The 22,684-nt window shown below is 72.2% G+C and carries 23 protein-coding genes; 11 read left to right on the top strand and 12 right to left on the bottom strand.

Annotated features, from left to right (window positions below):
• The first annotated feature begins 24 nt into the window (after positions 1–24).
• The 9 genes from ACFOYY_RS39010 to ACFOYY_RS38970 all read left to right on the top strand — a co-directional run bounded on the left by ACFOYY_RS39010 (position 25) and on the right by ACFOYY_RS38970 (position 8,027).
• Positions 25–1,029 carry an AAA family ATPase gene (locus ACFOYY_RS39010; RefSeq protein ID WP_352013280.1) on the top strand — a complete coding sequence of 335 codons (1,005 nt, stop codon included), beginning with the start codon at positions 25–27 and terminating at the stop codon, positions 1,027–1,029.
• The gene (locus tag ACFOYY_RS39005; RefSeq protein WP_362783874.1) at positions 1,026–1,985 is read left to right on the top strand and encodes a DUF58 domain-containing protein; all 960 of its coding nucleotides are present in this window, start codon (positions 1,026–1,028) and stop codon (positions 1,983–1,985) included. The genes ACFOYY_RS39010 and ACFOYY_RS39005 overlap by 4 nt, the downstream gene beginning before the upstream one ends.
• Positions 1,982–2,929, top strand: a complete 948-nt coding sequence (locus tag ACFOYY_RS39000) for a VWA domain-containing protein (protein WP_352013278.1) — start codon at positions 1,982–1,984, stop codon at positions 2,927–2,929. The genes ACFOYY_RS39005 and ACFOYY_RS39000 overlap by 4 nt, the downstream gene beginning before the upstream one ends.
• Before the next feature lie 32 nt (positions 2,930–2,961).
• The gene (locus ACFOYY_RS38995; protein ID WP_362783870.1) at positions 2,962–3,573 is read left to right on the top strand and encodes a class I SAM-dependent methyltransferase; all 612 of its coding nucleotides are present in this window, start codon (positions 2,962–2,964) and stop codon (positions 3,571–3,573) included.
• Positions 3,574–3,628: 55 nt separating this feature from the next.
• A complete protein-coding gene (locus ACFOYY_RS38990) occupies positions 3,629–4,201 on the top strand; it encodes a TrmH family RNA methyltransferase (protein WP_386196305.1) in 573 nt (190 codons plus the stop codon).
• An 83-nt stretch (positions 4,202–4,284) separates the two neighbouring features.
• The gene (locus ACFOYY_RS38985; protein ID WP_352013275.1) at positions 4,285–5,076 is read left to right on the top strand and encodes a glycerophosphodiester phosphodiesterase; all 792 of its coding nucleotides are present in this window, start codon (positions 4,285–4,287) and stop codon (positions 5,074–5,076) included.
• A gap of 54 nt (positions 5,077–5,130) precedes the next feature.
• On the top strand, positions 5,131–6,477 hold the full coding sequence (locus tag ACFOYY_RS38980) for an MFS transporter (RefSeq protein WP_352013274.1): 1,347 nt from the start codon (positions 5,131–5,133) through the stop codon (positions 6,475–6,477).
• Between the two features lie 146 nt (positions 6,478–6,623).
• Entirely contained in the window at positions 6,624–6,968 is a 345-nt protein-coding gene (locus ACFOYY_RS38975) for an RNA polymerase-binding protein RbpA (RefSeq protein WP_352013273.1), read from the top strand.
• A gap of 147 nt (positions 6,969–7,115) precedes the next feature.
• Positions 7,116–8,027 (top strand): LysR family transcriptional regulator, encoded by a 912-nt coding sequence (locus ACFOYY_RS38970; RefSeq protein WP_386196302.1) that lies wholly within the window; start codon positions 7,116–7,118, stop codon positions 8,025–8,027.
• A gap of 7 nt (positions 8,028–8,034) precedes the next feature.
• On the opposite strand, the gene ACFOYY_RS38965 is transcribed toward ACFOYY_RS38970, so the two are convergent.
• The 6 genes from ACFOYY_RS38965 to ACFOYY_RS38940 all read right to left on the bottom strand — a co-directional run bounded on the left by ACFOYY_RS38965 (position 8,035) and on the right by ACFOYY_RS38940 (position 14,637).
• Positions 8,035–9,459, bottom strand: coding sequence for an amidase (locus ACFOYY_RS38965; protein ID WP_362911853.1), 1,425 nt, complete (start codon positions 9,457–9,459; stop codon positions 8,035–8,037).
• Positions 9,460–9,637: 178 nt separating this feature from the next.
• Positions 9,638–10,435 (bottom strand): serine hydrolase, encoded by a 798-nt coding sequence (locus ACFOYY_RS38960; protein ID WP_386196300.1) that lies wholly within the window; start codon positions 10,433–10,435, stop codon positions 9,638–9,640.
• The gene (locus ACFOYY_RS38955) at positions 10,432–12,036 is read right to left on the bottom strand and encodes an N-acyl-D-amino-acid deacylase family protein (protein WP_386196298.1); all 1,605 of its coding nucleotides are present in this window, start codon (positions 12,034–12,036) and stop codon (positions 10,432–10,434) included. The genes ACFOYY_RS38960 and ACFOYY_RS38955 overlap by 4 nt, the downstream gene beginning before the upstream one ends.
• Positions 12,033–12,824, bottom strand: a complete 792-nt coding sequence (locus ACFOYY_RS38950) for an amino acid ABC transporter ATP-binding protein (protein ID WP_352013268.1) — start codon at positions 12,822–12,824, stop codon at positions 12,033–12,035. The genes ACFOYY_RS38955 and ACFOYY_RS38950 overlap by 4 nt, the downstream gene beginning before the upstream one ends.
• Complete coding sequence (locus ACFOYY_RS38945; RefSeq protein WP_362911850.1) at positions 12,824–13,762, bottom strand: amino acid ABC transporter permease; 939 nt, start codon at positions 13,760–13,762, stop codon at positions 12,824–12,826. The genes ACFOYY_RS38950 and ACFOYY_RS38945 overlap by 1 nt, the downstream gene beginning before the upstream one ends.
• A complete protein-coding gene (locus tag ACFOYY_RS38940; RefSeq protein ID WP_352013266.1) occupies positions 13,753–14,637 on the bottom strand; it encodes an ABC transporter substrate-binding protein in 885 nt (294 codons plus the stop codon). The genes ACFOYY_RS38945 and ACFOYY_RS38940 overlap by 10 nt, the downstream gene beginning before the upstream one ends.
• A 144-nt stretch (positions 14,638–14,781) precedes the next feature.
• On the opposite strand from ACFOYY_RS38940, the gene lysA reads away from it, so the two are divergent.
• Positions 14,782–16,062, top strand: coding sequence for a diaminopimelate decarboxylase (lysA, locus tag ACFOYY_RS38935; protein WP_386196295.1), 1,281 nt, complete (start codon positions 14,782–14,784; stop codon positions 16,060–16,062).
• A 141-nt stretch (positions 16,063–16,203) separates the two neighbouring features.
• Complete coding sequence (locus ACFOYY_RS38930) at positions 16,204–16,806, top strand: superoxide dismutase family protein (RefSeq protein WP_352013264.1); 603 nt, start codon at positions 16,204–16,206, stop codon at positions 16,804–16,806.
• A gap of 47 nt (positions 16,807–16,853) precedes the next feature.
• On the opposite strand, the gene ACFOYY_RS38925 is transcribed toward ACFOYY_RS38930, so the two are convergent.
• From ACFOYY_RS38925 to ACFOYY_RS38900, 6 genes are all read right to left on the bottom strand, one after another.
• Positions 16,854–17,891: an SDR family oxidoreductase gene (locus ACFOYY_RS38925; RefSeq protein WP_386196294.1), complete on the bottom strand. Its 1,038-nt coding sequence runs from the start codon at positions 17,889–17,891 to the stop codon at positions 16,854–16,856.
• Complete coding sequence (locus tag ACFOYY_RS38920) at positions 17,888–19,117, bottom strand: beta-ketoacyl-[acyl-carrier-protein] synthase family protein (protein WP_362783841.1); 1,230 nt, start codon at positions 19,115–19,117, stop codon at positions 17,888–17,890. Before ACFOYY_RS38920 ends, ACFOYY_RS38925 begins: the two co-directional genes overlap by 4 nt.
• On the bottom strand, positions 19,114–19,368 hold the full coding sequence (locus ACFOYY_RS38915) for an acyl carrier protein (protein WP_352013261.1): 255 nt from the start codon (positions 19,366–19,368) through the stop codon (positions 19,114–19,116). Before ACFOYY_RS38915 ends, ACFOYY_RS38920 begins: the two co-directional genes overlap by 4 nt.
• A 13-nt stretch (positions 19,369–19,381) precedes the next feature.
• A complete protein-coding gene (locus tag ACFOYY_RS38910) occupies positions 19,382–20,629 on the bottom strand; it encodes an acyl-CoA dehydrogenase family protein (RefSeq protein WP_386196291.1) in 1,248 nt (415 codons plus the stop codon).
• Positions 20,626–21,903 carry an aspartate aminotransferase family protein gene (locus ACFOYY_RS38905; protein WP_362783833.1) on the bottom strand — a complete coding sequence of 426 codons (1,278 nt, stop codon included), beginning with the start codon at positions 21,901–21,903 and terminating at the stop codon, positions 20,626–20,628. Before ACFOYY_RS38905 ends, ACFOYY_RS38910 begins: the two co-directional genes overlap by 4 nt.
• An 85-nt stretch (positions 21,904–21,988) precedes the next feature.
• Positions 21,989–22,432 (bottom strand): type II toxin-antitoxin system RatA family toxin, encoded by a 444-nt coding sequence (locus tag ACFOYY_RS38900; RefSeq protein WP_352013258.1) that lies wholly within the window; start codon positions 22,430–22,432, stop codon positions 21,989–21,991.
• Positions 22,433–22,684: the final 252 nt, after the last annotated feature.

The raw sequence follows: 22,684 nt of genomic DNA, 5'->3' as shown, positions 1-22,684 counted from the left end.
CACTTCATTTGGTGGAATGTCAACATGACCGTCGCGGAAGAACTGCCGAGCGAGACCGACGCCGGACTGCTGCGCGAGGCCCTGGCCGAGGTCCGGCGGGTCATCGTGGGCCAGGAGCACATGGTCGAACGCCTGCTCGTCGCCCTGCTCGCCCGTGGCCACTGCCTGCTGGAGGGCGTGCCCGGGGTGGCCAAGACGCTGGCGGCCTCGACGCTGGCCACCGTCGTCGGCGGTGACTTCGCCCGCATCCAGTTCACCCCCGACCTGGTGCCCAGCGACATCGTGGGAACCCGGGTCTACCATCCCTCCCGCGAGGAGTTCGACGTCGAGCTCGGGCCCGTGTTCGTCAACTTCCTGCTGGCCGACGAGATCAACCGCGCCCCGGCCAAGGTGCAGTCGGCGCTGCTTGAGGTCATGGCCGAGCGCCAGGTGACGCTCGCGGGACGCACCCACCGGCTGCCGAGGCCGTTCATCGTGCTGGCCACCCAGAACCCGATCGAGTCCGAGGGCGTCTACCCGCTGCCCGAGGTCCAGCGCGACCGTTTCCTGTTCAGGATCCGGGTCGCCCACCCCAGCGCCCACGAGGAGCTGGAGATCCTGCACCGGATGAGCGTGACCCCGCCTGAGCCGAGGACCGTGCTCGACCCGGCCCGGCTGATCGCGCTGCAGGCCGCCGCGGAACAGGTGTCGGTGCACCACCTGGTCGCCGACTACGTGGTCCGGCTGGTGATGGCCACCCGCTCCCCCGCCGAGTACGGCCTGGCGGAGCTGGCCGACGACATCGAGATCGGGGTCAGCCCCCGCGCCACCCTCGGCCTGGTCGCCGCAGGCCGTGGCCTGGCCCTGCTGCGGGGCCGTGACTACCTGCTGCCCGACGACGTCCGCGACGTGGCCGCCGACGTGATGTCCCACCGCCTGATGCTCACCTTCGACGCCCTCGCCGACGGGGTCAACCCCGAGGACGTGGTCGGGCGGGTGCTGGCCGCCGTGCCCCCGCCCCTGGTCGTGTGGAACCAGGACTCACGGTGACGGGCGTCACCGGCGCCTCGGAGCGGGCGCTGCGACGGCTCGAACTGACCATCGTCAGACGCCTGGACGGCCTGCTGCACGGCTCCTACCAGGGGTTGCTGCCCGGCCCCGGCGGCGAGTTCGGCGACAGCAGGGTCTACGTCCCCGGTGAGGACGACATCCGCAGGATGGACTGGGCGGTGACCGCCCGCACGACCGTCCCGCACGTGCGCGACCTGATCGCCGACCGGGAGCTGGAGACCTGGGCGCTGGCCGACCTGTCGCCCAGCATGGACTTCGGCACGGACACGATGGAGAAGAGGGACCTGGTGGTCGCCGCGGTCGGTGCGATCGGCTTCCTGACGAGCCGGATCGGCAACCGGTTCGGCGCCTACGTCCTGCACGACGAGTACGTCCACCGGATGCCCGCCAGAGGCGGCAGGCCCGCCCTGTACGGCCTGCTGAACTCCCTGGCCCAGGCGCCCAGGGGCCGTCCCGTCGCGGACGCCCCCGACCTGGCCGAGGCGATCGAGGTGCTGGCCTCGGCGCGGCGGCGGCGCGGCCTGCGGGTGGTGGTCTCCGACTTCCTCGACGCCGCCCCGGTCCTCGATCCCGGCGCCGAGCCGCCCTGGGAACGGCCGATCCGCCGCCTGGCCGCCCGGCACCAGGTGCTGGCCGTCGAGGTGATCGACCCGCGTGAACTCGAACTGCCGCCGGTCGGCCTGGTCACCCTGACCGATCCGGAGACGGGCCGCGCCCGCAGGATCCGCCTGACCGGCAGGGTCCGCGCGGCCTACGCGCGGGCCGCCGCCGCCCAGCGGGAGGCCACCGCGGTGGCGCTGCGGCGCTGCGGGGTCTCGCACCTGGTGCTGCGCACCGACCGCGACTGGGTGGCGGACATCGCCCGTTTCGTCCTGCGGCAGCGGCGCACGGCCCACCTGGCGCACCGGTCCATCGTCCCCGGAGCGGCCAGATGACCTTCCTCTCACCGGCGTGGCTGTGGCTGTTCGCGGTGCTCGCGCTGCTCGTCGCGGGCTATGTGGTCGCCCAGTTCGCCCGGCGGCGCTACGCGGTGCGCTTCACCAACCTGCCGCTGCTGACGCTGGTCGCCCCCTCCGGGCCCGACTGGCGCAGGCACCTGGCTCCGCTGCTGTTCCTGCTGATGATGGGCCTGCTGGTCGTCGGCGCCGCCCGGCCCGCGGACTCCGTACGGGTTCCGCGCGACCGCGCCACGATCATCATCGCGATGGACGTCTCGCTGTCGATGGAGGCCGCCGACGTCCCGCCGAGCAGGCTGAGCGCCGCCAAGGAGGCGGCCCAGCGGTTCGTCAGGGACCTGCCCGAGCGCTTCAACGTCGGCGTCGTCGCCTTCGCCCGTTCGGCCTCGGTCGTGGTCTCCCCCACCACCGACCACCAGGCCGTCGTCACCTCCATCGGCAACCTCACCACCAGGGCCGGCACCGCCATCGGCGAGGCCGTCTTCAGCTCGATCGACTCCCTGCGCTCCTTCGACCAGCAGGCCGTCACCGACCCGCCGCCCGCGGCGATCGTGCTGCTGTCCGACGGCGACAACACCTCGGGCCGCTCGGTCGGCGACGCCATCGACGCCGCGATGAACGCGCGCGTGCCGGTCTCGACCATCGCCTACGGCACCCAGGAGGGCACCGTCTCGATCGACGGCCGCGACGTGAACGTGCCGGTCAACAAGACCACCCTGCAGTCCCTGTCCGAGGGCACCTCGGGACGGGCCTACGAGGCGGAGTCGGGCAGCCAGCTGCGGGAGGTGTACGAGCAGATCGGCACCTCGCTGGGCTACCGCACGGTCAACCAGGAGGTCAGCCAGTGGTTCGTGGTCGCGGCGATCGTGACCGGGCTGCTGGTGGCCGTGACGGCGGGGCTGCTGGGATCACGGCTGCCCTGACCGGGTCTCCACCGTTGGTAACGTTCTACGACGTGGCCCACTACTTCGAGGAGCGTCCCCAGACCGCCAGCCGCCCGGGCTCGGTCACGCTCGTGCTCCCCGACCTGCACCTGAGACTTGAGACCGACAGCGGGGTCTTCTCCCCCGAGCGGGTCGACCAGGGGACCCGCATCCTGCTGGAGAGCGTGCCCGCCCCGCCCGCGACGGGCGACCTGCTCGACCTGGGCTGCGGTTACGGGCCGATCGCGCTGACGATGGCCTCACGCGCGCCTGAGGCGACCGTGTGGGCCGTGGACGTCAACCGCAGGTCGGTCGAGCTGTGTGCGAGGAACGCCCGGACCGCCGCCCTTGACAAAGTAAGGTCGGTGCACGTCGACGAGGTCCCCTCCGAGGTGCGCTTCTCCGCCATCTGGTCCAACCCGGCGATCCGCATCGGCAAGGCCGCGCTGCACGAGATGCTGGCCCGCTGGCTGTCCCGGCTGACCCCGGACGGCCAGGCCCATCTGGTCGTCCAGAAGCACCTGGGCTCCGACTCCCTGCAGCGCTGGCTGAACGATCAGGGCTGGCCCGCCGAGCGCGCCGCCTCCCGCTCCTCCTACCGGATCCTCCGGGTCGGCGCCCGCCCCGCGGACCAGGAGCGGTGAGCGGGCCGATGGGCGAGACGAAGAACGACAACGGACGAGGAACGGTGAACGACCGATGACCGCCAACCCGCGCAGGCAGCTACGGCCGACCGACGTCAAGCGGCTCAACCGCACCTGGCGCAGGAACACCGGGGGACGCCTGGCCCTGATCGTCGAGTCGGTGACCGGCCCGTTCAACATCGGCTCCATCTTCCGTACGGCCGCCGCGTTCGGTGTGGACCGGATCTGGCTGGCGGGCAACGCCACTCCCCCGACCAACCCGAAGGCGCAGAAGACCGCCCTCGGCACCGACCGCCTGGTCGCCTGGGAGGAGCCGGTCCCCTCGGCGGAGGCGGTGCGGGCGGCCAGGGCCGAGGGGTTCACGGTGGTCGCGATCGAGCTGACCGGCGACGCCGTACCGCTGCACGAGGCCAAGCTGGACGGTGACGTGTGCCTGGTGGTCGGCGGGGAGGACCACGGCTGCTCCCCCGCGCTGCTTGAGGCCGCCGACGCCGTCTGCTACATCCCGCAGGTCGGCCGGGTCGGCTCGCTCAACGTGGCGGTCGCGACCGCCATCGCGGTCGCCGAGGTGCGCCGCAGGGAGTGGGCCGGGCTCCCGGCCGGGGGCGGGGTGACCGGAGGGCAGTGAGCGGCCCGCCGGAGGCGGGTGGTTCCCGAACGTTCAGCTTCCGGCGATGACGGGCCGTGCCCGTAACGGGCATACTCCTGCACGTGCAGCCCCGTTACGCCTTCCTCGACCATCCCGGCCCGCTCGCCTTCGCCCACCGGGGCGGGGCGGCCGAGGGCCGGGAGAACACCCACGCCGCGTTCGCCCGCGCCGTCGAGCTCGGATACACCTACCTGGAGACCGACGCGCACGCCACCTCGGACGGGGTGCTGCTGGCCTTCCACGACCACACCCTGGACCGGGTGACCGACCGGCGGGGCCGCATCGCCGAGTTGCCGTACCGGCTGGTGCGTCAGGCGCGGATCGACGGCGTCGACGAGATCCCGCTCATGGACGACCTGCTGGGCTCCTGGCCCGAGGCGCGCTTCAACATCGACGTCAAGGAGGCCTCGGCCATCGCCCCGCTGGCCGAGGCGATCAGGCGGACCGGCGCCTACGACAGGGTCTGCCTGACGTCCTTCTCCGACGAGCGGCTCGCCCGCGCCCGCGCCGCCGTCGGCAGGCCGGTCTGCTCCTCCCTGGGGCCGCGCGGGGTCGCGGCCCTGCGCGCCGCGGCCACCACCTCGGGCTACGGCCGCCTGCTGGCCCGGCTGGCCCGCGCGGGCGTGCCGTGCGCGCAGGTCCCGCTGGGCTTTCGCGGGCTGCGCGTCACCACGCCCGCGCTGGTGCGCACCGCGCACGCCCTCGGCATGCAGATCCACGTGTGGACCGTCAACGACCCCCGGGAGATGGAGCGCCTGCTCGACCTGGGGGTGGACGGTGTGATGACCGACAACATCTCCGGCCTGCGCGAGGTGCTCCAGGCCCGAGGGCAGTGGCACCCCGGCGCCGCCTGACCCCTCTCTCCGTGAGCGCACGACCCCCCGTCCCCCCGTGAGCAAAGGACGCCCATGACCGCAGGACAGGCCGTCGAGGAATCCCCCCTCGCCCGCCGCAGGCAGCAGCGCGGCTGGTACTTCTACGACTGGGCGAACTCCGCCTTCAACTCCACCGTGCTGACCGTCTTCCTCGGCCCCTATCTGACGACGATCGCCGAGAACGCCGCCGGGGGCAGGCCGTACGTGCCGGTGCTCTGGTTCGACGTACGGCCCAGCGCCTACTACTCCTTCGTGGTCGGGGCGGCGGCCGTCCTGCAGATCATCCTGATGCCCGTGGCCGGGGCCCTGGCCGACCACACCGGGCGCAAGAAGGAGCTCATGGGGTTGTTCGCCTACGTCGGCGCCGGGGCCACGGTCGGCATGTGGTTCGTCTCCGACGGGAGATACCTGCTGGGCGGGGTGCTGTTCATCGTGGCCAGCCTGGGGTTCTCGACGGCGTTCGTCGTCTACAACTCGTTCCTGCCGGAGATCTCGACCGCCGACGAACGCGACCGGGTCTCGGCGCGCGGCTGGGGCTTCGGCTACCTCGGCGGCGGCCTGCTGCTGGCCCTCAACCTGGCGCTCTTCCTGGGGCACGAGACCCTCGGCGTCTCCGAGACCGACGCCGTGCGCATCTGCCTGGCCTCGGCGGGCCTGTGGTGGGCGGGGTTCACGATCATCCCGATGCTGAGGCTGCGCAACCCGGGATCGGCGGCCGGGGCGCACGGCACGGTCGTCACGGGCAGTTTCAGGCAGCTGGGCCGTACGCTCGCGGAGCTGCGCAGGTATCCGCTGACGCTGGCCTTCCTGGTGGCCTACCTGATCTACAACGACGGCGTGCAGACCGTCATCTCCTTCTCGGCCACCTACGCCGACAAGGAGCTGGGGCTGAGCCAGACCTCGCGGATCGCGGCGATCCTGATGGTGCAGTTCGTCGCCTTCGGCGGCGCCCTGCTGCTGGGCAGGCTGGCCTCCTCCTACGGGGCCAAGCGGGTCGTGATGAGCGCGCTGGTCGCCTGGATGGCCGTGGTCGGCGTGGCCTACTTCCTGCCGAGGGGCTCGGCGCTGCCGTTCTTCGCGCTGGCCTTCGCGATCGCGATCGTGATGGGCGGCACCCAGGCCCTGTCGCGTTCGTTGTTCTCCCATGTGATCCCGGCGGGCAAGGAGGCCGAGTACTACAGCCTCTACGAGATCAGCGACAAGGGTTCGACGTTTCTCGGTTCCTTCGCCCTGGGCGTGGCCCTGCAGCTGACCGACAGCTACCGGCTCGGCGTGCTGTCGTTGCTGGTGTTCTTCCTGGTCGGCCTGGTGGCGCTGGGAGCGATCAACCTGCCGAAGGCGATCAGGGCCGCGGGCAACAGGGTTCCCGAGCGCATCTGAACGGCCCGAGAACGGCTCTCTCCGCAGACCGGGTCAAGAAGGCGCGATTGGATCACCCCGGGTGTGGGAATCCACACACGGTATCAAGCGTTGTACGCCGTGGGAGACGAACCCCTCACGACGGGGCCCTCAGGAGGCATTGAGACATGGGCGAGCGTGCGCTACGCGGTACCCGACTCGGGGCGACCAGCTACGAGAACGACCGCAACACCGATCTGGCCCCGCGCCAGGAGGTGTCCTACACCTGCCCGAAGGGCCATCGATTCGACGTTCCCCTCGCCGCCGAGGCGGAGATCCCGGCGACCTGGGAGTGCCGGATGTGCGGTGCGACGGCGCTACGGGTGGACGGAGAACTGCCGGAGACCAAGAAGGTAAAGCCCCCGCGGACCCACTGGGACATGCTACTTGAGCGCCGCACCATCGAGGATCTGGAGGAGGTCCTCAACGAGCGCCTGGCCATCCTGCGCGCACAGCGCCGCAAGAGCGCCTGACCCGGCCCGCGCCCTTCGCGTCCCCCCGGTTCCTCGGTCGAGGAGCCGGGGGTCGGCGTCTCCGCCCCTTTTTCTCACCTTCTCGTCTCACCTTCCGGTCCTTGCGCCCCGTGCTCGGCACCCCCTGCCTGCGCCGATACTGAAAACGTGCTGAGCAGTCAACGCCTGCGGGTGCTCCTTGAGGTCTTCAGGACCGGGAGCATAGCCGGGGCAGCGCGTGTCCTGCGGCTCTCGCCGTCCGCCGTGTCCCACCAGCTGTCGAAGCTGGAGGAGGAGGCGGGTGTCGGCCTGGTCGAGCGGGGCGCGCAGAGCCTGCGGCTGACCGGGGCGGGACGGCGGCTGGCGACCAGGGCCCAGGAGGTCCTGGACATCATCGAGGCGGCGGAGAAGGACCTGCTGGCCCAGGCCAGGGCCGACGCGGGCCAGCTGCGGATCGGGTTCTTCGCCTCCGCCGGATACCGGCTGCTGCCGCTGGCGCTGTCGACCTTCACCGCCCGTCATCCCGCCGTCGAGCTGGACCTGGTGCTCGGCCAGCCGCACGAGCTGCTGCCCGACCTGGAGCGCGGCGCCCTGGACGTGCTGGTGGTCTTCGAGCACGCCCTCGACCCGTGGAAGGCCCCGGAGGGGGTCGAGGTCACCCACCTGTTCGACGAGCCACAGCTGCTCGTCGTACCGCTCGGCCACCCGGCGGGCCAGCGCCCGCGGGTACGGCTGGCGGACCTGGCCGAGGAGCCGTGGATCACCACCTACGGCACCGACACCCCGGTCTCGGTCCTTGAGCGGGCCAGCGCCCTTGAGGGGTTCAACCCGACGATCCGCTGCCGCAGCGACCATTACGAGGTGACGCTGGGGCTGGTCAGGGCCGGGCTGGGGGTCGCCCTCGTGCCCAGTCTCGGCGCGCAGGGCGCCTCGGGCATCCAGGTGTGCCGCCTGGACGGCCCGAGGCTCTACCGCAGGATCGGGGCGGCGGTCCGGCCGACCAACCCCAACCCGGCGCTGCGGTCCTTCATCGACTATCTGCGCGACGCCTCGGCCCAGATCCGCAACGCCCTGCGCTGAGCGCGGCTCAGGCGCCGGTGAAGACGCCGGGGACCCGGCCCCGCCAGGGCAGGGCCTCCTCCAGGTGGGAGGCCAGCCGCAGCAGCAGGTCCTCACGGCCGTACGGCGCGACCAGCTGCACGCCGATCGGCAGCCCGTCCCGGCTCCAGCCGAGCGGCAGGCTGACGGCCGGCAGCCCGGCGATGTTGAACACCACCGTGAAGGGGCCGTACTCGAAGAGGCTCTCGTGCCAGCTGGTCATGGTGTGGCCGGGGTCGTCGTAGCGCAGGGTTCCGTGCGGCGCGGGCAGCTGCCCCAGGGTGGGGGTGATGAGGAGGTCGTGCCCGGTGAAGAAGGCGCCGACGGAGCGGCTGATCCGGTTCTGCGCGGCGAGGGCGCCCATCAGGTCGAGGGCGCCGAGGTCTCCGGCGACGTCGAGGGCGTGCCTGGTGACCGCCTCGAACCGTTCGGGGTCAGGGGGCGTCCCAGGGGTCGTTCCCGGGGCCGCGGCCGAGGCGACGCAGGCGACGGCGACCGGCACGACGCCGCCGATCACGAGGTCCCAGTCGACCTCGGGGCTCGCCTCGGTGACGAGGTGGCCCATTCCCTCCAGGGTCCTGCCGGTCGCGACCGCCGCGGCGGCCACCTCGGGGTCGACCGCGGCGCCCGACCAGGCCGTGGTGGTGACGGCGATCCGCAGCCTGCCGGGGTCCGCGCCGATCTCCTCGGTGTAGCGCCTGGCCGGGGGCGGCGCGGTGTACTTGTCGCCCGCGGCGGGGCCGTGGACGGCGTCGAGCAGGGCGGCGGCGTCCCTGACGGTGCGGGTCAGCCCGAAGTCGCAGGACATCCCGAACGTCACCTCGGCGGCGTCGGGGCCGCTGGAGACACGGCCCCGGCTGGGCTTGAGCCCGACCAGGCCGCAGCAGGAGGCGGGGACACGGATGGAGCCCGCGCCGTCCGTGCCGTGCGCGAGGGGGACGGCGCCCGCGGCGACCAGGGCGGCGGCACCGCCGCTCGATCCGCCGACGCCGCGTTCCAGGTCCCAGGGGTTGCGGGTCGGCCCGTGCTTGAGCGACTCGGTGGAGAAGCTGACCACCATCTCCGGCACGGTGGTCAGGCCCAGGGTGACCAGGCCCGCGGCCCGCAGCCGGGTCATCAGCTCGCTGTCGTGGCCGGGGACCGTCTTCAGGCCCCTGCTGCCCAGGAAGGACGGCACACCCCGCGCCATCGGCCCGCTGTCCTTGATCAGGAAGGGCACGCCCGCGAGCGGCCCGTCCGCCGCGTGGTCGAGCGCCGGGGAGAACGGCGGCAGGGCCAGGGCGTTGAGTTCGGCGTCGGCCGCCTCCAGCGCCCTTCTGGCGGCCTGTTCGACCTCGGCCGCCGTCACCTCGCCCGCCGCGATCAGGTCCCGCAGCCCGACGGCGTCGTGACGTGCGTACTCGTGGAGCTCCACTGGCGTTCCTCCCGTCGGCGGGCCCGTGTCATGTCGTCCCGCTCCTGCCTTCGAACAGTGTTAGCGCGTTCCAGCGATGGATTTCCACTGTTTCTTGGGCTTTTCTGGCGAAGAGTGACAAACAGCCGGGGTTCCCTGCCCGTACGGCGGACGGAGGAGCCGCCCGCCGTACGGGGCCTCAGGAGTCCTGTCCGGTGAGCCCGGCCAGGGCTCCGACGCGCAGGCCCGCCTCGCGGACGCGCCGGACCAGGGCGTGCTCGCTCCCGGCGGGGCCGTTGGCCAGCACGGCGTAGCCGATCCTGCCGCCGGGGCCGATCATCACCCCGACGTCGGTCCGCACCCCGGTGTCGGTTCCGGTCTTGTTGGCCACCCACACCATCCCCCGCGCAGGCGCCCGGGGAACCTCACGGTCCTCGGCCTCGTGTGGCAGCAGGGCCGGGACCAGGCTCCGGTCGCCGTTGTGCGCCATCCAGCGCAGCATGAGCCGGGTCCACTCCGTGCGCCCGTCGAGCCCTGCCGCGAACGCGGCCAGCTCACCCGCCGTGCCGACGGCGAAGGTGGGCGGGTGCGAGGGCAGCCGGGGCTCGCGGATGCGGTCGAGGACACGGGTCCGGACGAAGCCCAGTTCGGCGGCGCCGCGCGCCACCTCCTCCAGGCCGACGCGGCGCAGCAGCGCGTTGGTCGCGGTGTTGTCGCTCACCGAGGCCACGAGCACGGCCAGGTCGGCGACCGTCCAGGAGGGGGCCGACAACAGGCCGAGCAGCCCCGAGCCGCCGCAGCGGTCCTCCTGGCGCAGTTCCACCGGTTCGGCGGGGTCGAGCTCCCCCGAGACGATCCGCCGGGCGGTCACGGCCAGCAGCAGCAGTTTGCCCGCGCTGGCGAGGACCATCTCGGTGTCCTCCCGGAGGGCGAGCAGCCCGGGCACCGAGACCGCGAGGGTGCCCGGTCCCTCCTGGTCCACCACCTCGGCGCTCATGCGGCCAGCACCCTTCCCGGCCTGGCGCCGGTCTCCGCGCCGTCGCGGACCACGGTCCGCCCGGCGACGACCACCCGGTGCACCCCGGCCGGCGGCAGGAGCGGGTCGGTGAAGGTCGCGTGGTCGGCGATCGTGGCGGGGTCGAAGACGACCAGGTCGGCGTGGGCGCCGTCGGCGATCACACCGCGCCCCCGCAGGCCGAACCTGGCCGCGGCCATGCCGGTCATCTTGTGCACGGCCGTCTCCAGGCTGAGCAGCCCCAGGTCCCTGGCGTAGTGGCCGAGCACCCGGGGGAAGGTCCCGGCCCAGCGGGGGTGGGGACGTCCGCCCGGCTTGGGCACGCCGTCTGAGCCGATCATCGAGTACGGCGCCGCGAGCACCCGCCGTACGTCCTCCTCGACCATGGAGTGGCTGATGATCGTGACCTCGCCCTGCTCGGCGACGAGCAGGGCGGCGGCCACGTCGAGGGGGTCCTGGCCGCGGGTGACGGCCAGCTCGGCGATCGTGAGCCCCTCCGTTTCGGAGTGGCGCGGCGCACAGGCGATCGAGATGCGATCCCAACCTCCGTTGCCGACGGTGTTCTCCCATCCGGGGACACCTTCGGCGATGGCAAGGCGCATCAGGTCGCGCTGGCCGGGGTCGGCCAGGCGTGCCGTCAGCGCGGAGATCCCGCCCTCGGAAGCCCATGGCGGAAGCATCGCGCCCAGCGCCGTACTCCCCGCAGTATAGGGATAGACGTCACATGTCACATCCATCCCGTCTGTACGAAGAGTGGAGATTCTGGGGAGAGTGCGCTCCGTACGGCCCCATGCGTACTTTCCCGCCGTCTTGTGGTGGGAGACGTGCAGCGGGGCGCCGCTCCTGGCGGCGATCTCGACGGCCTCCTCAAGCGCCTCCTCCACCCGGGACATCTCGTCGCGCAGATGGGTGACGTACGGCTTGCCGTGCCGGGCCGCGACGGCCGCGAGCGCGACGACCTCGTCCGTGCCCGCGTAGGTGCCGGGGGTGTAGATCAGCCCGGTGGAGAGCCCTGCCGCCCCGGCGGTCAGCGCCCGGTCGAGCAGCAGGCACATGGCCTCAAGCTCCTCGGGGGTCGCCGCCCGGTCGACGGGGCCCATCACCCCGCTGCGCAGCGTGCCGTGCCCGACCAGGGAGGCCAGGTGGTTGGCCCTCGGCACGGCGGCGTGCGCGGCGCCGAACTCCGCGAACCCCTCGTACATGCCGACGTCACCGCCGAAGTAGACCCGGTTCTCCGCGCCCATGGCGGCCAGCCGTCCCGGCAGCGCGGGGAACAGGCTCGAACCGCAGTTGCCGGAGATCTCGGTGGTCACACCCTGCAGCACCGAGGCCATGACCATCTCGCGGCCGAGCTCGCCGTCGATCAGGGTGACGCCGTCGGAGTGGGTGTGCACGTCGATGAAGCCGGGGGCGACGGCCAGGCCGGTCACGTCGGCGACCTCGTCGGCGGTGGCCGGGGCTCCCGGGGGAAGCAGGGTGAGGCGTCCGCCGGCGACGCCGACGTCGGCCGGGCGCGCGGCGTCCGGGGAGTCCGTCCCGTCGATCACGAGGCCGCCGCGCAGCAGCAGGTCGAAGTGGTTCACAACACCTGCCCGAGGAAGGCGCGGAAGCGGTCGTTGGCCGGGTTGGCGAGCACCTGCCGGGGGTCGCCCTGCTCGACGATGACACCGCCGTCGATGAAGACCAGGTTGTCGCCGACCTCGCGGGCGAAGCCCATCTCGTGGGTCACCACCATCATCGTCATGCCGCTGGCCGCCAGGTCCCGCATGACCGCCAGGACCTCCTGGACCAGTTCGGGGTCCAGGGCGCTCGTCGGCTCGTCGAAGAGCATGAGCTTGGGGTCCATGGCCAGGCTGCGGGCGATCGCCACGCGCTGCTGCTGGCCGCCGGACAGCTGGGCCGGGTAGTGCGTGGCCCGCTCGGCGAGGCCGACCCGTTCGAGCAGTTCCATCGCCCGTCTTCTGGCGGCCTCCCTGGGGACGCCCTTGACGACGACCGGGCCCTCCATGACGTTCTCCAGCGCCGTGCGGTGCGGGAACAGGTGGAAGCGCTGGAAGACCATGCCGATGTCCTGCCGCTGGGCGCACAGCTGGGCGGGACGCAGGTGGTGCAGGCGTTCGTCCCGCTCGGTGTAGCCGATCAGGTCGCCGTCGACCCAGATGCGGCCCGAGTCGATGGTCTCCAGGCGGTTGACACAGCGCAGCAGCGTGGACTTGCCTGACCCGGAGGGGCCGACGACGCAGACCACTCCGCCGACGGGCACGTCGAGACTGATGCCCTTGAGCACCTCGACGGGGCCGAAGCACTTGCGCACCGAACGGATCCGCACCATGGGCCGCGTGGACGCGCTCCCGGTGACTGCCGCGGCCATCACACACTCCCCTTGCCGAAGGGCCGCAGGTTGCGGCGGACCCTGGTCTGCAGCGCGTGGTGGCCGCGCTCGAACCGCTTCTCGATGAAGTGCTGGCCGACGCTCGCGATGGTGGTGAGCACGATGTACCAGATGGAGGCCACGATGAGCATCGCGATGACCTCGAAGTTGCCCAGGTAGATGCGCTGGGAGACGGTCAGCAGCTCGGCTCCGGCGATGACCGAGACCATCGAGGTGGTCTTGAGCATCGAGATGAACTGGTTGCCGGTCGGCGGGATGATCACACGCATCGCCTGCGGGAGCACGACCCGGCGCAGCACCTGCCGGTGCGACATGCCGAGCGCCTCGGCGGCCTCACGCTGTCCCGGATCGACCGAGCGGATGCCCGCCCTGACGATCTCGGCCATGTAGGCGCCCTCGTTGATGGCCAGGCCGAGCAGCGCCGCGGTGAAGGGCGTGATCAGCTCGTTGGCCTGCCACTCGATCAGCTTGGGGCCGTCGAAGGGCACACCGATGCCGAAGGAGGGGAAGACCAGCCCGATGTTGAACCAGAAGATCAACTGGACCAGCAGCGGGGTGCCGCGGAAGAACCAGGTGTACAGCCCGGAGGCGGCCCGCAGGACGGGGCTGCCGGACAGCTGCATCACGGCGGCGAGAACGCCCAGCGCCAGGCCGATCACCATGGACAGCACGGTGAGCTGGATGGTGACCCACAGACCGCCGAGGATCCTGCCGTCGGTCAGGTACTCGACGATGACGTCCCAGTGCAGGTTCTCGTTGACGATGATCGTGTAGAGCAGCCAGACCATGGCGAAGACGGCGACCACCGCCGCGATCCACCTGCCGGGCCTGGGCGGGCGGATCGCGTCGATGGGCAGGTGCGGTTCGGGCGCCGTCCGCGCGCCGGTGGCCACCTCGGGGGCGCCTGTCACTTCCACGGCTTGGTGTTGACCATCGTCTCGGACACGGCGTTTGAGGTCACGCCGTACCTTTCGAGGACCTCCTTGTAGCCGCCGTCGGCCAGCAGCTCCTGCATGGCCTTGGCGACGGCGTCGCGCAGGCCCGCGTTGTTGCGGTCGATCGCGATGCCCCAGGGGCCGGCGTCGTACTGCTCGGGCAGCACGTCGTACTTGCCGGTCTCCTTGGCGTACATGGCGGCGACGGGCGAGTCGACGATGGTGGCGACCGCGCGGCCCGAGTCGATGCTCAGCAGGCCGGTCGGCGCGTCCTCGCTCTGCATGATCTGCATCTTCTTGGCGCACTTGTCGTTCTGCCGCTGCCCGATCGCGAGGTTCGAGCTGCCCTTGGCGAGCACGACGACGCGGCCGCACAGGTCCTCAAGGTTCTTGACGCCCTCGGGGTTTCCCTTCTTGACCATGACGGCCCCGCCCGCGTTGAAGTAGTCGACGAAGTCGACGGCCGCGCGGCGCTCCTCGGTGTCGCTCATGGAGGACATGACGATGTCCCAGCGCTTGGCCTGCAGGCCGGGGATCAGGCCGTCGAAGGCGGCGTTGGTCACCTTGATCTTCAGGTCCAGCTTGGCGGCGATCGCGGCGGCGAGGTCGGGGTCGACGCCGATGAGCTCCTGGGTGCCCTCCTTGTACATCTCCATCGGGGGGTAGCCCTCCGAGGTCGCCATGCGCAGCTCACCGGTCTTGCGCACGGCCTCGGGCACCAGGTCCTTGGCGGTCTTGCCCGCCGCGGCGGCCGCGCCCGTGTTCGCGTCCGTCTCCGACGCCGAGCGCCCGCAGCCGCCCGCGAGCGCCGTGACGATCAGGGCGGCAGCAATGACGGAATAAGTCCTTTTTGTCATTTAAGCTCCTGTTTTGCGAATAGTTGAGCTTATGCTGCCGACGGCAGGTAACGGTCCCAATGCAGGTGAATGCTTGCGAGTCTGAGCATCGAAAACTTCGATGCTCAGACCGGACAAATGCCTTAAAGCCCTACCTTCGACCCCATGACCTTGGTGATCGAGAACGGCTGGCCGCGCACCACGACGTGGGCCGGTGAGGAACTCCACATCGGCGGGGTGGGCGTGCGGGAGCTCGCCGCCGAGTTCGGCACCCCCGCCTACGTCCTCGACGAGGAGGACTTCCTGGCCCGCTGCGCCGAGTGGCGCCGGGCGCTGCCCGACGGGGAGGTGCACTACGGCGGCAAGGCCTTCCTCTGCCCCGAGGTGGTGCGCTGGCTCGACACGGCCGGGCTCTGCCTCGACGTGTGCACCGGAGGCGAGCTCGCGGTGGCCGTGGCCGGCGGCATGGACCCGGCGCGGGTGGTCTTCCACGGCAACAACAAGTCCCCGGCCGAGCTGTTCCGCGCCGTCTCCTGGCGGGTCGGCTGCGTGGTCGTCGACTCCTTCGCCGAGATCGGGCGCCTGGCCGCCGTCGCCGCCGAGGCGGGGGTACGGCAGAGCGTCATGATCCGCGTCACCCCCGGGGTCGAGGCGCACACCCACGAGTTCATCGCCACCGGCGGCGACGACTCCAAGTTCGGCTTCTCACTGCGCGCCGGGCTCGCGGCCGAGGCCGTCCGCCGGGTCCTGACCGAGCCGTCGCTCGAACTGGCCGGGCTGCACTCCCACATCGGCTCGCAGATCACCGACCTGGCGGGGTTCACCCTGGCCTCGCGCCGGATGGCCGCCTTCCTGCGGACCATGGAGGACGAGAACGACGTGACGATCCCCAAGCTCGACCTCGGAGGCGGCCTGGGCATCGTCCACCGGCCCGGCGACCCGCTCCCCCCGCGTCCCGCCGAGGTGATCGCCGCGGTGCGCGAGGCCGTACCGGCCCACGTGCGGCTGGCCGTCGAGCCCGGCCGCTCCGTCGCCGGGCCGAGCGCCGTCGCGCTGTACGAGGTCGGCACGGTCAAGGAGATCCCCGGCGCCCGCACCTACGTCAGCGTGGACGGCGGGATGAGCGACAACCCCCGCCCCGCCATGTACGGCGCCGCCTACACCGCGGTCCTGGCCTCCCGCTCCTCCTCGGCCCCCGCCCGGGAGGTCACCGTGGTCGGCAAGCACTGCGAGAGCGGGGACGTCCTGGTCCGCGACCTGCCGCTGCCCGCCGACGTCCGGCCGGGCGACCTGCTCGCCGTCCCCGCCTCCGGCGCCTACCAGCGCTCGATGGCCAGCAACTACAACCACGTGACGCGCCCGCCCGTGGTCGCGGTCCGCGACGGGTCCGCCCGGGTGATCGTGCGCAGGGAGACCGAGGAGGACCTCCTGCGGCTGTACGTCTGAGCCTCCCGGCCCTCACCGTGCTCTGGGTGCCCGTTACCGGCCGAATCCGGCCAGATACGGCGTCGGCACCGTAGCGTGCAGAAGGATTTCCCTGAAAGACCGCTCACGGACAACCCAGCACGGACCCAAGGGAGGTCTGCCATGTTACGCAAGACCCATCTGGCCCTGATCGTGGCCCTCGGCGCCGGCGTCGTCTCCGTCGGCGCCGCGGCGGCGGCCGAATCGGCGTCAGGCCACTCCGGATACCAGGCGTACACCGTGATCAAGAACGCCGAGGGGGCGGCCGTCGGCACCCTCAGGATCGACCACGAACGCTACGGCAAGTCCAGGGTGACCGTGGCCGTCAAGGGCCTGACCCCCGGCTACCACGGTTTCCACATCCACACCGCCGGGATCTGCGACCCCAAGTCGACCGATCCGGCGACCGGCAGCCCCTTCTTCAGCGCGGGCGGCCACTTCAACCTCGGCACCGGCGGCCACGGCGACCACACGGGCGACCTGCCCGCCCTGCTGGTCGGCGCGGACGGCACCGGGAATGCGTCGGTGGTGACCGACCGCTTCCGGGTCGGCCAGCTCCTCGACAAGGACGGCAGCGCGGTCATCGTCCACGGCCTGCCCGACAACCTCGCCAACATCCCCTCCCGTTACGCCGACGCCAACGGCAAGACGGGGCCGGACGAGGCGACGCTCAAGACCGGTGACGCGGGCGGGCGGATCGGCTGCGGCGTGATCACCGGGCGCTGACCCGTTCCCCGGCCCGGTCCTCGCCGGGACCGGGCCTGGGAGGGGTCTCAGGCGATCAGGCCCCACGGTTCCGAGATCCGCGAGGCCAGGCGCGGCTTGGCGTCGGCCCACCACAGGACGGACCTGGCCAGGGTCGCCGCCGGGTCGGTCACCTGACGCGTCGGCTCGAACGGGTCGGCCATGCTGGTGTAGCTCTCGAACATGCCCAGCAGCCGCACCGCCTGGAGCTGGATGGGCGACAGGTGCTGCTCGGCGAAGGGCAGGAAGAAGCGGTGCCAGCGCCTGGGCGAGATGAACGGCGGCACGGCCACCGGCGGGATGCCCCGTTCCGCGCGCCAGCCGTTGAGCGTGCCGCAGGTGACGTCCAGGAGCGTCTGCAGGGTCATGCAGGCGCCGCCGCCCGCGATCGTCTCGACCCTGAGGCCCTCCGGCGGCGGCCCGGTGACGGCCTCCGCGATCACGTCGGCCACCAGGTCGACCGGCGCCACCTCCGCGTATCCCCCCGGTTCGCCGATCACGGCCGCGGCGAGCCCGGAGACCAGGGTCTGCAGCAGCGTGTACGGGCCGGAGAAGCGGGCTATCGACCCGTCGTCGTCCCGGCCGAGGATCAGCGGCGGCCGTACGATCGTGACCGGGCCCCGGTGGCGTTCCCGCACCAGCTCCTCGCACCTGGCCTTGGACCACTCGTAGCCGTTGCGGTAGCGCCCGAACCCCTCGTCCTTGGCGTAGGGGTCGTCGGAGCCGCCGACGTAGGCCGTCGAGACGTGCACCAGGTGGGTCTGCGGCGTGAGCAGGCCGAGCACCGCGTCGAGCGGCCGGACGTTGGAGTCGAGCGCCTCCTGCGCGTTCATCGTCCACCGGGTGGAGGCCGCGGCGTGCACGACGACGTCCCAGGGGCCCCGCAGTTCCTCGGGGGGCGGCCGGACGCCGATCTCCCAGCCGATCTCGCCCTCCCCCTGGGGGCGTCTGGCCACCCGGACCAGCTCGACGGGCGCGCTCCCGAGGGCACGGCACAGCTCGGTGCCGACCACCCCGGTCGATCCCGTCAGCAGCACCCGCCGCGCGCCGCCCACACGGCCGCTCATACGGCGGCCCGCAGCACCAGGGACACGTTGTGCCCGCCGAAGGCGAAGGAGTTGGACAGCGCGACCGGCGAGCCGATCCGCCTCGGCGCCCCCGCGACGAGGTCGATCCCGTCGGCGCACTCGCTCTTGCCGAAGTTGGCCACCGGCGGCACCAGCCCCGCCTGGGCCACACCGAGCGAGATCACCGCCTCCAGTGCCCCGGCCGCGCCGATCAGATGACCGACGACGCCCTTGGGGGCGGTCACCGGCGGGCAGCGGTCGCCGAAGCAGGTGGCCAGCGCGCGGGCCTCGGCCCGGTCGTTGAGATAGGTGGAGGTGCCGTGCGCGTTGACGTGGCCCACGTCGGAGAAGGACAGCCCCGCGTCCCGTACGGCCATGGCCATGCAGGCGGCCGCGGCCTCGCCGTCCTCCCGGGGCGCGACGATGTGGTGGGCGTCGGAGGTGCTCCCGTAGCCGAGCACCTCCCCCAGTACGGCGGCGCCCCGCCGTCTGGCGTGCTCCCAGTCCTCAAGAACCAAGAACGCCGCGCCCTCCCCCATCACGAAGCCGTCGCGGTCGGCGTCGAAGGGACGGCAGGCAGCCGCCGGGTCGTCGTTGCGGCCGGACAGCGCGCCGATCCGCGCGAAGGAGGCCATCACCATCGGGGTGACCGGGGCGTCGACGCCCCCGGCGACCATGACGTCGCACTCACCGGAACGGATCTTGAGCATGGCCTCGCCGATGGCCGTCGCCCCGCTGGCGCAGGCGGTGGCGTAGGTCAGCGTGGTGCCCCTGGCCCCCAGCCGCATGCCGATCCTGGCGGCCGCGGAGTTCGACATGATCTGCGGCACGGTGAACGCCGGAATCCTGGCCGGGTCGTGTTCGCAGCGCCGCAGCACCTCCTCGGTCGCGCCCAGGCCCGCGACCCCGGTGCCGACCGCGACCCCGACTCGCTCGGGCGCGAGGTCCTCAAGCCCGGCCCCCTCGGCGGCGTCCGCCGCGGCGGCCAGGGCGAGCGTCGTGCCGCGGTCCATCTGGCGCCGCTGGCGGAGGGTGAGGTAGTGGTCGAGGTCGAACTCCGGGACGGTGCACGCGAACGTCACCGCGACCTCGTTCCTGACCAGCTCCTCGACCGTCGCCGCGGTCGGCCGGGCCTCGATCAGCCGCCCCAGAAGCGCCTCGACGGTGTTGCCCGCAGGGGACTTCACCCCGAGGCCGGTCACCGCGACCCGTCTGCGGCCGCTCATGCCGGGTGCGCCGAGATCCGCGCGGCCACCAGGTCGACGGCGTGACCGATGTTGCGCATGTCGAGGAGGTCCTCGATCTGCATCCGGACGCCGAGCGCCCGTTCGAGCCGTGCCCCGATCTCCATGAGTTCGAGGCTGTCCACGGCGTACTCCGCGCCCAGGTCCGTCTGCTCGCCGATCTCGGCCTGGTCGACCCCCAGGACCTCGGACACCTTCTCGATCATCAACTCGGATATTTCGGCTCGGTTCATCGTCGTTCTCTCATCAGGTGTGGTGCTTGGGGGCCAGGGACGGCGCGCACTCGTCCAGGTCGAGCGAGGCGGGCACGCCCAGCGCGCGCCTGCCGAGGAACTGCCGGGTCGCGACGGGGGTCGGCGGGTGGAAACGGACGGCCTGGGCGTCCCGCCACAGCCGCGCCAGCACGCCCCCTCTGGCGTAGGACGCCCCGCCGCACGCCTCGGCGATCGCCGAGACGAGGTCGGGCACCGTACGCACCGCCTGCTGCTTGACCGCGAGCGCGGCGGGCAGGAGCCGCTGCGGGTCGGCGCCGGCGTCCATCCCGGCGGCGACCGCCGCGCAGCCCGCCTCCAGGGTCAGCAGCGCCGCGTACGGGTCGCCGAGCGCCGCCTGGTAGCTCGGCAGCCGCGCCCTGGTGCTGCCCAGGTGCGCGATCCGCTGGGTGCCGAGCAGGTCGCGCCCGGCACCCAGGGCCGACTCGGCCAGCCCGAGGTAGACCGCGGTCGCGGTCAGCGAGAACCAGATGACGCCCGCCGCCAAGACGTCGTCGTCCTCGGCGCCCGCGGGGGCCTGGTAGAAGACCAGTTCGTCGGGGATCACACAGCGGTCGAGCACCAGGGTGTTGGAGGCGGAGCCGCGCATGCCCATCGCGTCCCAGTTCTCCACCACGCTCAGCCCGGGGGCGTTGGTCGGCAGCATCGCGACCAGGACCTGCGGGGCGGCGCCGTCCTGGCCCGGGGCGGCCACCTGGAGGCAGACCAGGTCCGCCTCCGCGGCCAGCGAGCACGGGTACTTCCTGCCGGTCACCTCCCAGCCGCCGGGCACCCGCCCGGCGGTCAGTGTGGACCTGGTCGCCGAGCCGCCCAGGTTGGGTTCGGCGAAGGCGGAGGCGACCAGCCGGTTCTGGGTCGCGATGGCCTCGATGAGCAGCCACGACACGTCGGTGTTGCGCCGCCAGTGCTCGACCGTCAGGCCGATGGTGAAGATGTGCATGTTCACCGCGACCGCGAGCGCCGGGTCGGCCCTGCCGAGCAGGCGCTGCGCGGCGCACGACTCCAGCAGGCTCGCGCCCTTGCCCTGGAAGTCCGTGGGGATCGCGAGGGCGGGCCAGCCGATCCTCCGCAGCAGGTCGAGGCTCGCCGGGTCGGGGCGGCCGCTCTCGTCGGCCGCCGCCGCGCCCGCCGCGATGCTCTCCAGGGCGTCTGCGGGCATGAGGGCGCCGACGTCCGGCCACAGCTCACCGGACGGGAGGCCGGTGCTCACCGTCGTGCTCACCCGCGTCCTCCCCATGCCGCCCCGGCCTCCTTCAGCGCGTCGTCGAGTACGGCCATCGCCCGTCCGACCTCGGCCGGGCCCGCCACCAGCGGCGGGAGCAGCCGAAGGGTCCGCGGCCTGCTCAGGCACGGGGAGACCAGCAGGCCGCGGCTGGCCAGTCCCATCTGGACCTCGCCCGCCAGCTCGGTCCCGGCGAAGTCGACGCCCCACAGCAGTCCTCTGCCGCGGACGTCGGCGACCAGCCCGGGATTGTCCTCACGCAGCGTCCGCAGGCCCTGTTCCATCAGCCGGGCCAGCTCGGCGCCGTTGTCCGCCGCGGCCTCGATCCCGGCCAGCGCGGCCGGGACCGCGGCCGTCGCCAGGGGGTGTCCGCCGAAGGTCGCGGTGTGCCGGAACGGGTCCTTCAGCAGCGGCTCGTAGAGGGCGTCGGAGCAGACCAGGGCGGAGACCGGCACGACGCCGCCGCCGAGCGGCTTGCCCAGCAGCACCGCGTCCACCTCGATCCCGGCCGCGAGCGCGACCGAGGGGTCGCCGCAGCGCCGCAGGCCGCACTGGATCTCGTCGGAGACCGTGAAGGCGCCCGCCCGCCTGGCGTCGGCGCTCCAGCGCCGCAGCACCTCGGTCTCCAGCGGGCGCACGCCGTTCTCCCCCTGGACGGGTTCGAAGACGACCGCCGCGACGTCGGTCTCGGCCGTCACCCGCGCCACCGCCTCCGGGTCGTCGGGGGCGACGTGCAGCACACCGTCGAGCAGCCCGGTCAGGCCGTCACGGAAACGGTCGTGGTGGGTCAGACCGAGCGCGCCGAGCGACTTGCCGTGGTAGCCGCCCTCGACCGCGACGACGACGCGCCTGCCGGTCGCCAGGCGGGCGAGCTTCACCGCGGCCTCGACGGCGTCGGCGCCGTTGATGCCGAAGTAGACCCGGTTCAGGCCGCCGCCGAGATACTCGCTGACCCGTTCGGCCGCCAGGGCGGAGACCGGGCTGGCCAGGCTCCTGGTGGAGGTCGGCATGACGTCGAGCTGGCGCCGTACGGCGTCCACGACGGCCGGGTTGCGGTGGCCCAGGAGGGTCACCGCATAGGAGCCGAAGTCCAGGACCGAGCGGCCGTCCGACAGGAGCACCTCGCAGCCCGAGGCGCTCTCCTCGACCGCGCCCTGGCCGGCGAACTTGCCGCTCAGTGCGATCCCCGGGGACATGTGCCGCTGAATCCTGCGGAAGGTGACCCGTGCGATGTCGGGAGCCGCGGCCCCCGGCGGGGCGGACGGTTCCAGCACGTGGCGATCCAACGTTTCCCTTTCCTTACCTTCTGCGTGCCCGGTGAGAACACGGACCCGCGTTGTGCCGTGCGGTCAGGCGCGGTCAGGCGACGGGGCTGACGTCGCTGTTGCGGGTGCTCAGCCGGGTCAGGATGGCCCTGGAGTTCTCCTCAAGGGCGCGGGCCGCGACCGGGTTGAGCATGTCCGCCATGAGCGGGATGCCGATGTCGAACTCGACGTGCAGCTCGATCGTCGTCCGTCCGGCGCCGTCGTCGGTGACCTGCCAGTAGCCGTCGAAGTAGGCCAGGTCCCCCTCGATCTGCTCGAACTCGATCCTGCGGCGCTCGTGGTCCACGTTGTCCCGTTCGACCCACTCCAGTTCGGAGCCCTTCAGCAGCACCGCCCATCGGCTGGTCCTGCCCGTCTCCGACTGGTCGAGGATCGTCACGTCGACCACCTCGTCCATGTAGGTGGGGTAGTCCTCGCAGTCGAGCAGCACCTCCCAGATCCGCTGGGCGGGCTCGGCGCTCGTGTGCGTCGTCGTCACGGTGGGCACTGTCGTCTCTTCTCTCTTCGGCGGGCGGGTTCGGGGGCGTCAGGACCAGGCCGCGGGGAACGCGGTGGGCAGTCCTGAGGCCTCGTTGAGGGGCAGCAGCGTCCTGGTGAGCCTGAGCGCGGGGAACAGGCCGGAGGGCCCGCGGATCGAGGCGGGGGGCGTGGTGAAGCCGAGGTCGCGCTCCAGTTCGGCGACGTAGTCGCCCACCCTGGCCGCGGCCTCGCGGGCGGCGGGGACGTGGGG

It is taken from the genome of Streptosporangium jomthongense (assembly GCF_042650425.1).
Classification (GTDB): domain Bacteria; phylum Actinomycetota; class Actinomycetes; order Streptosporangiales; family Streptosporangiaceae; genus Streptosporangium.
Note: the sequence above shows the minus strand (reverse complement) of the source record. Positions and strands in the feature narration are given on the sequence as shown.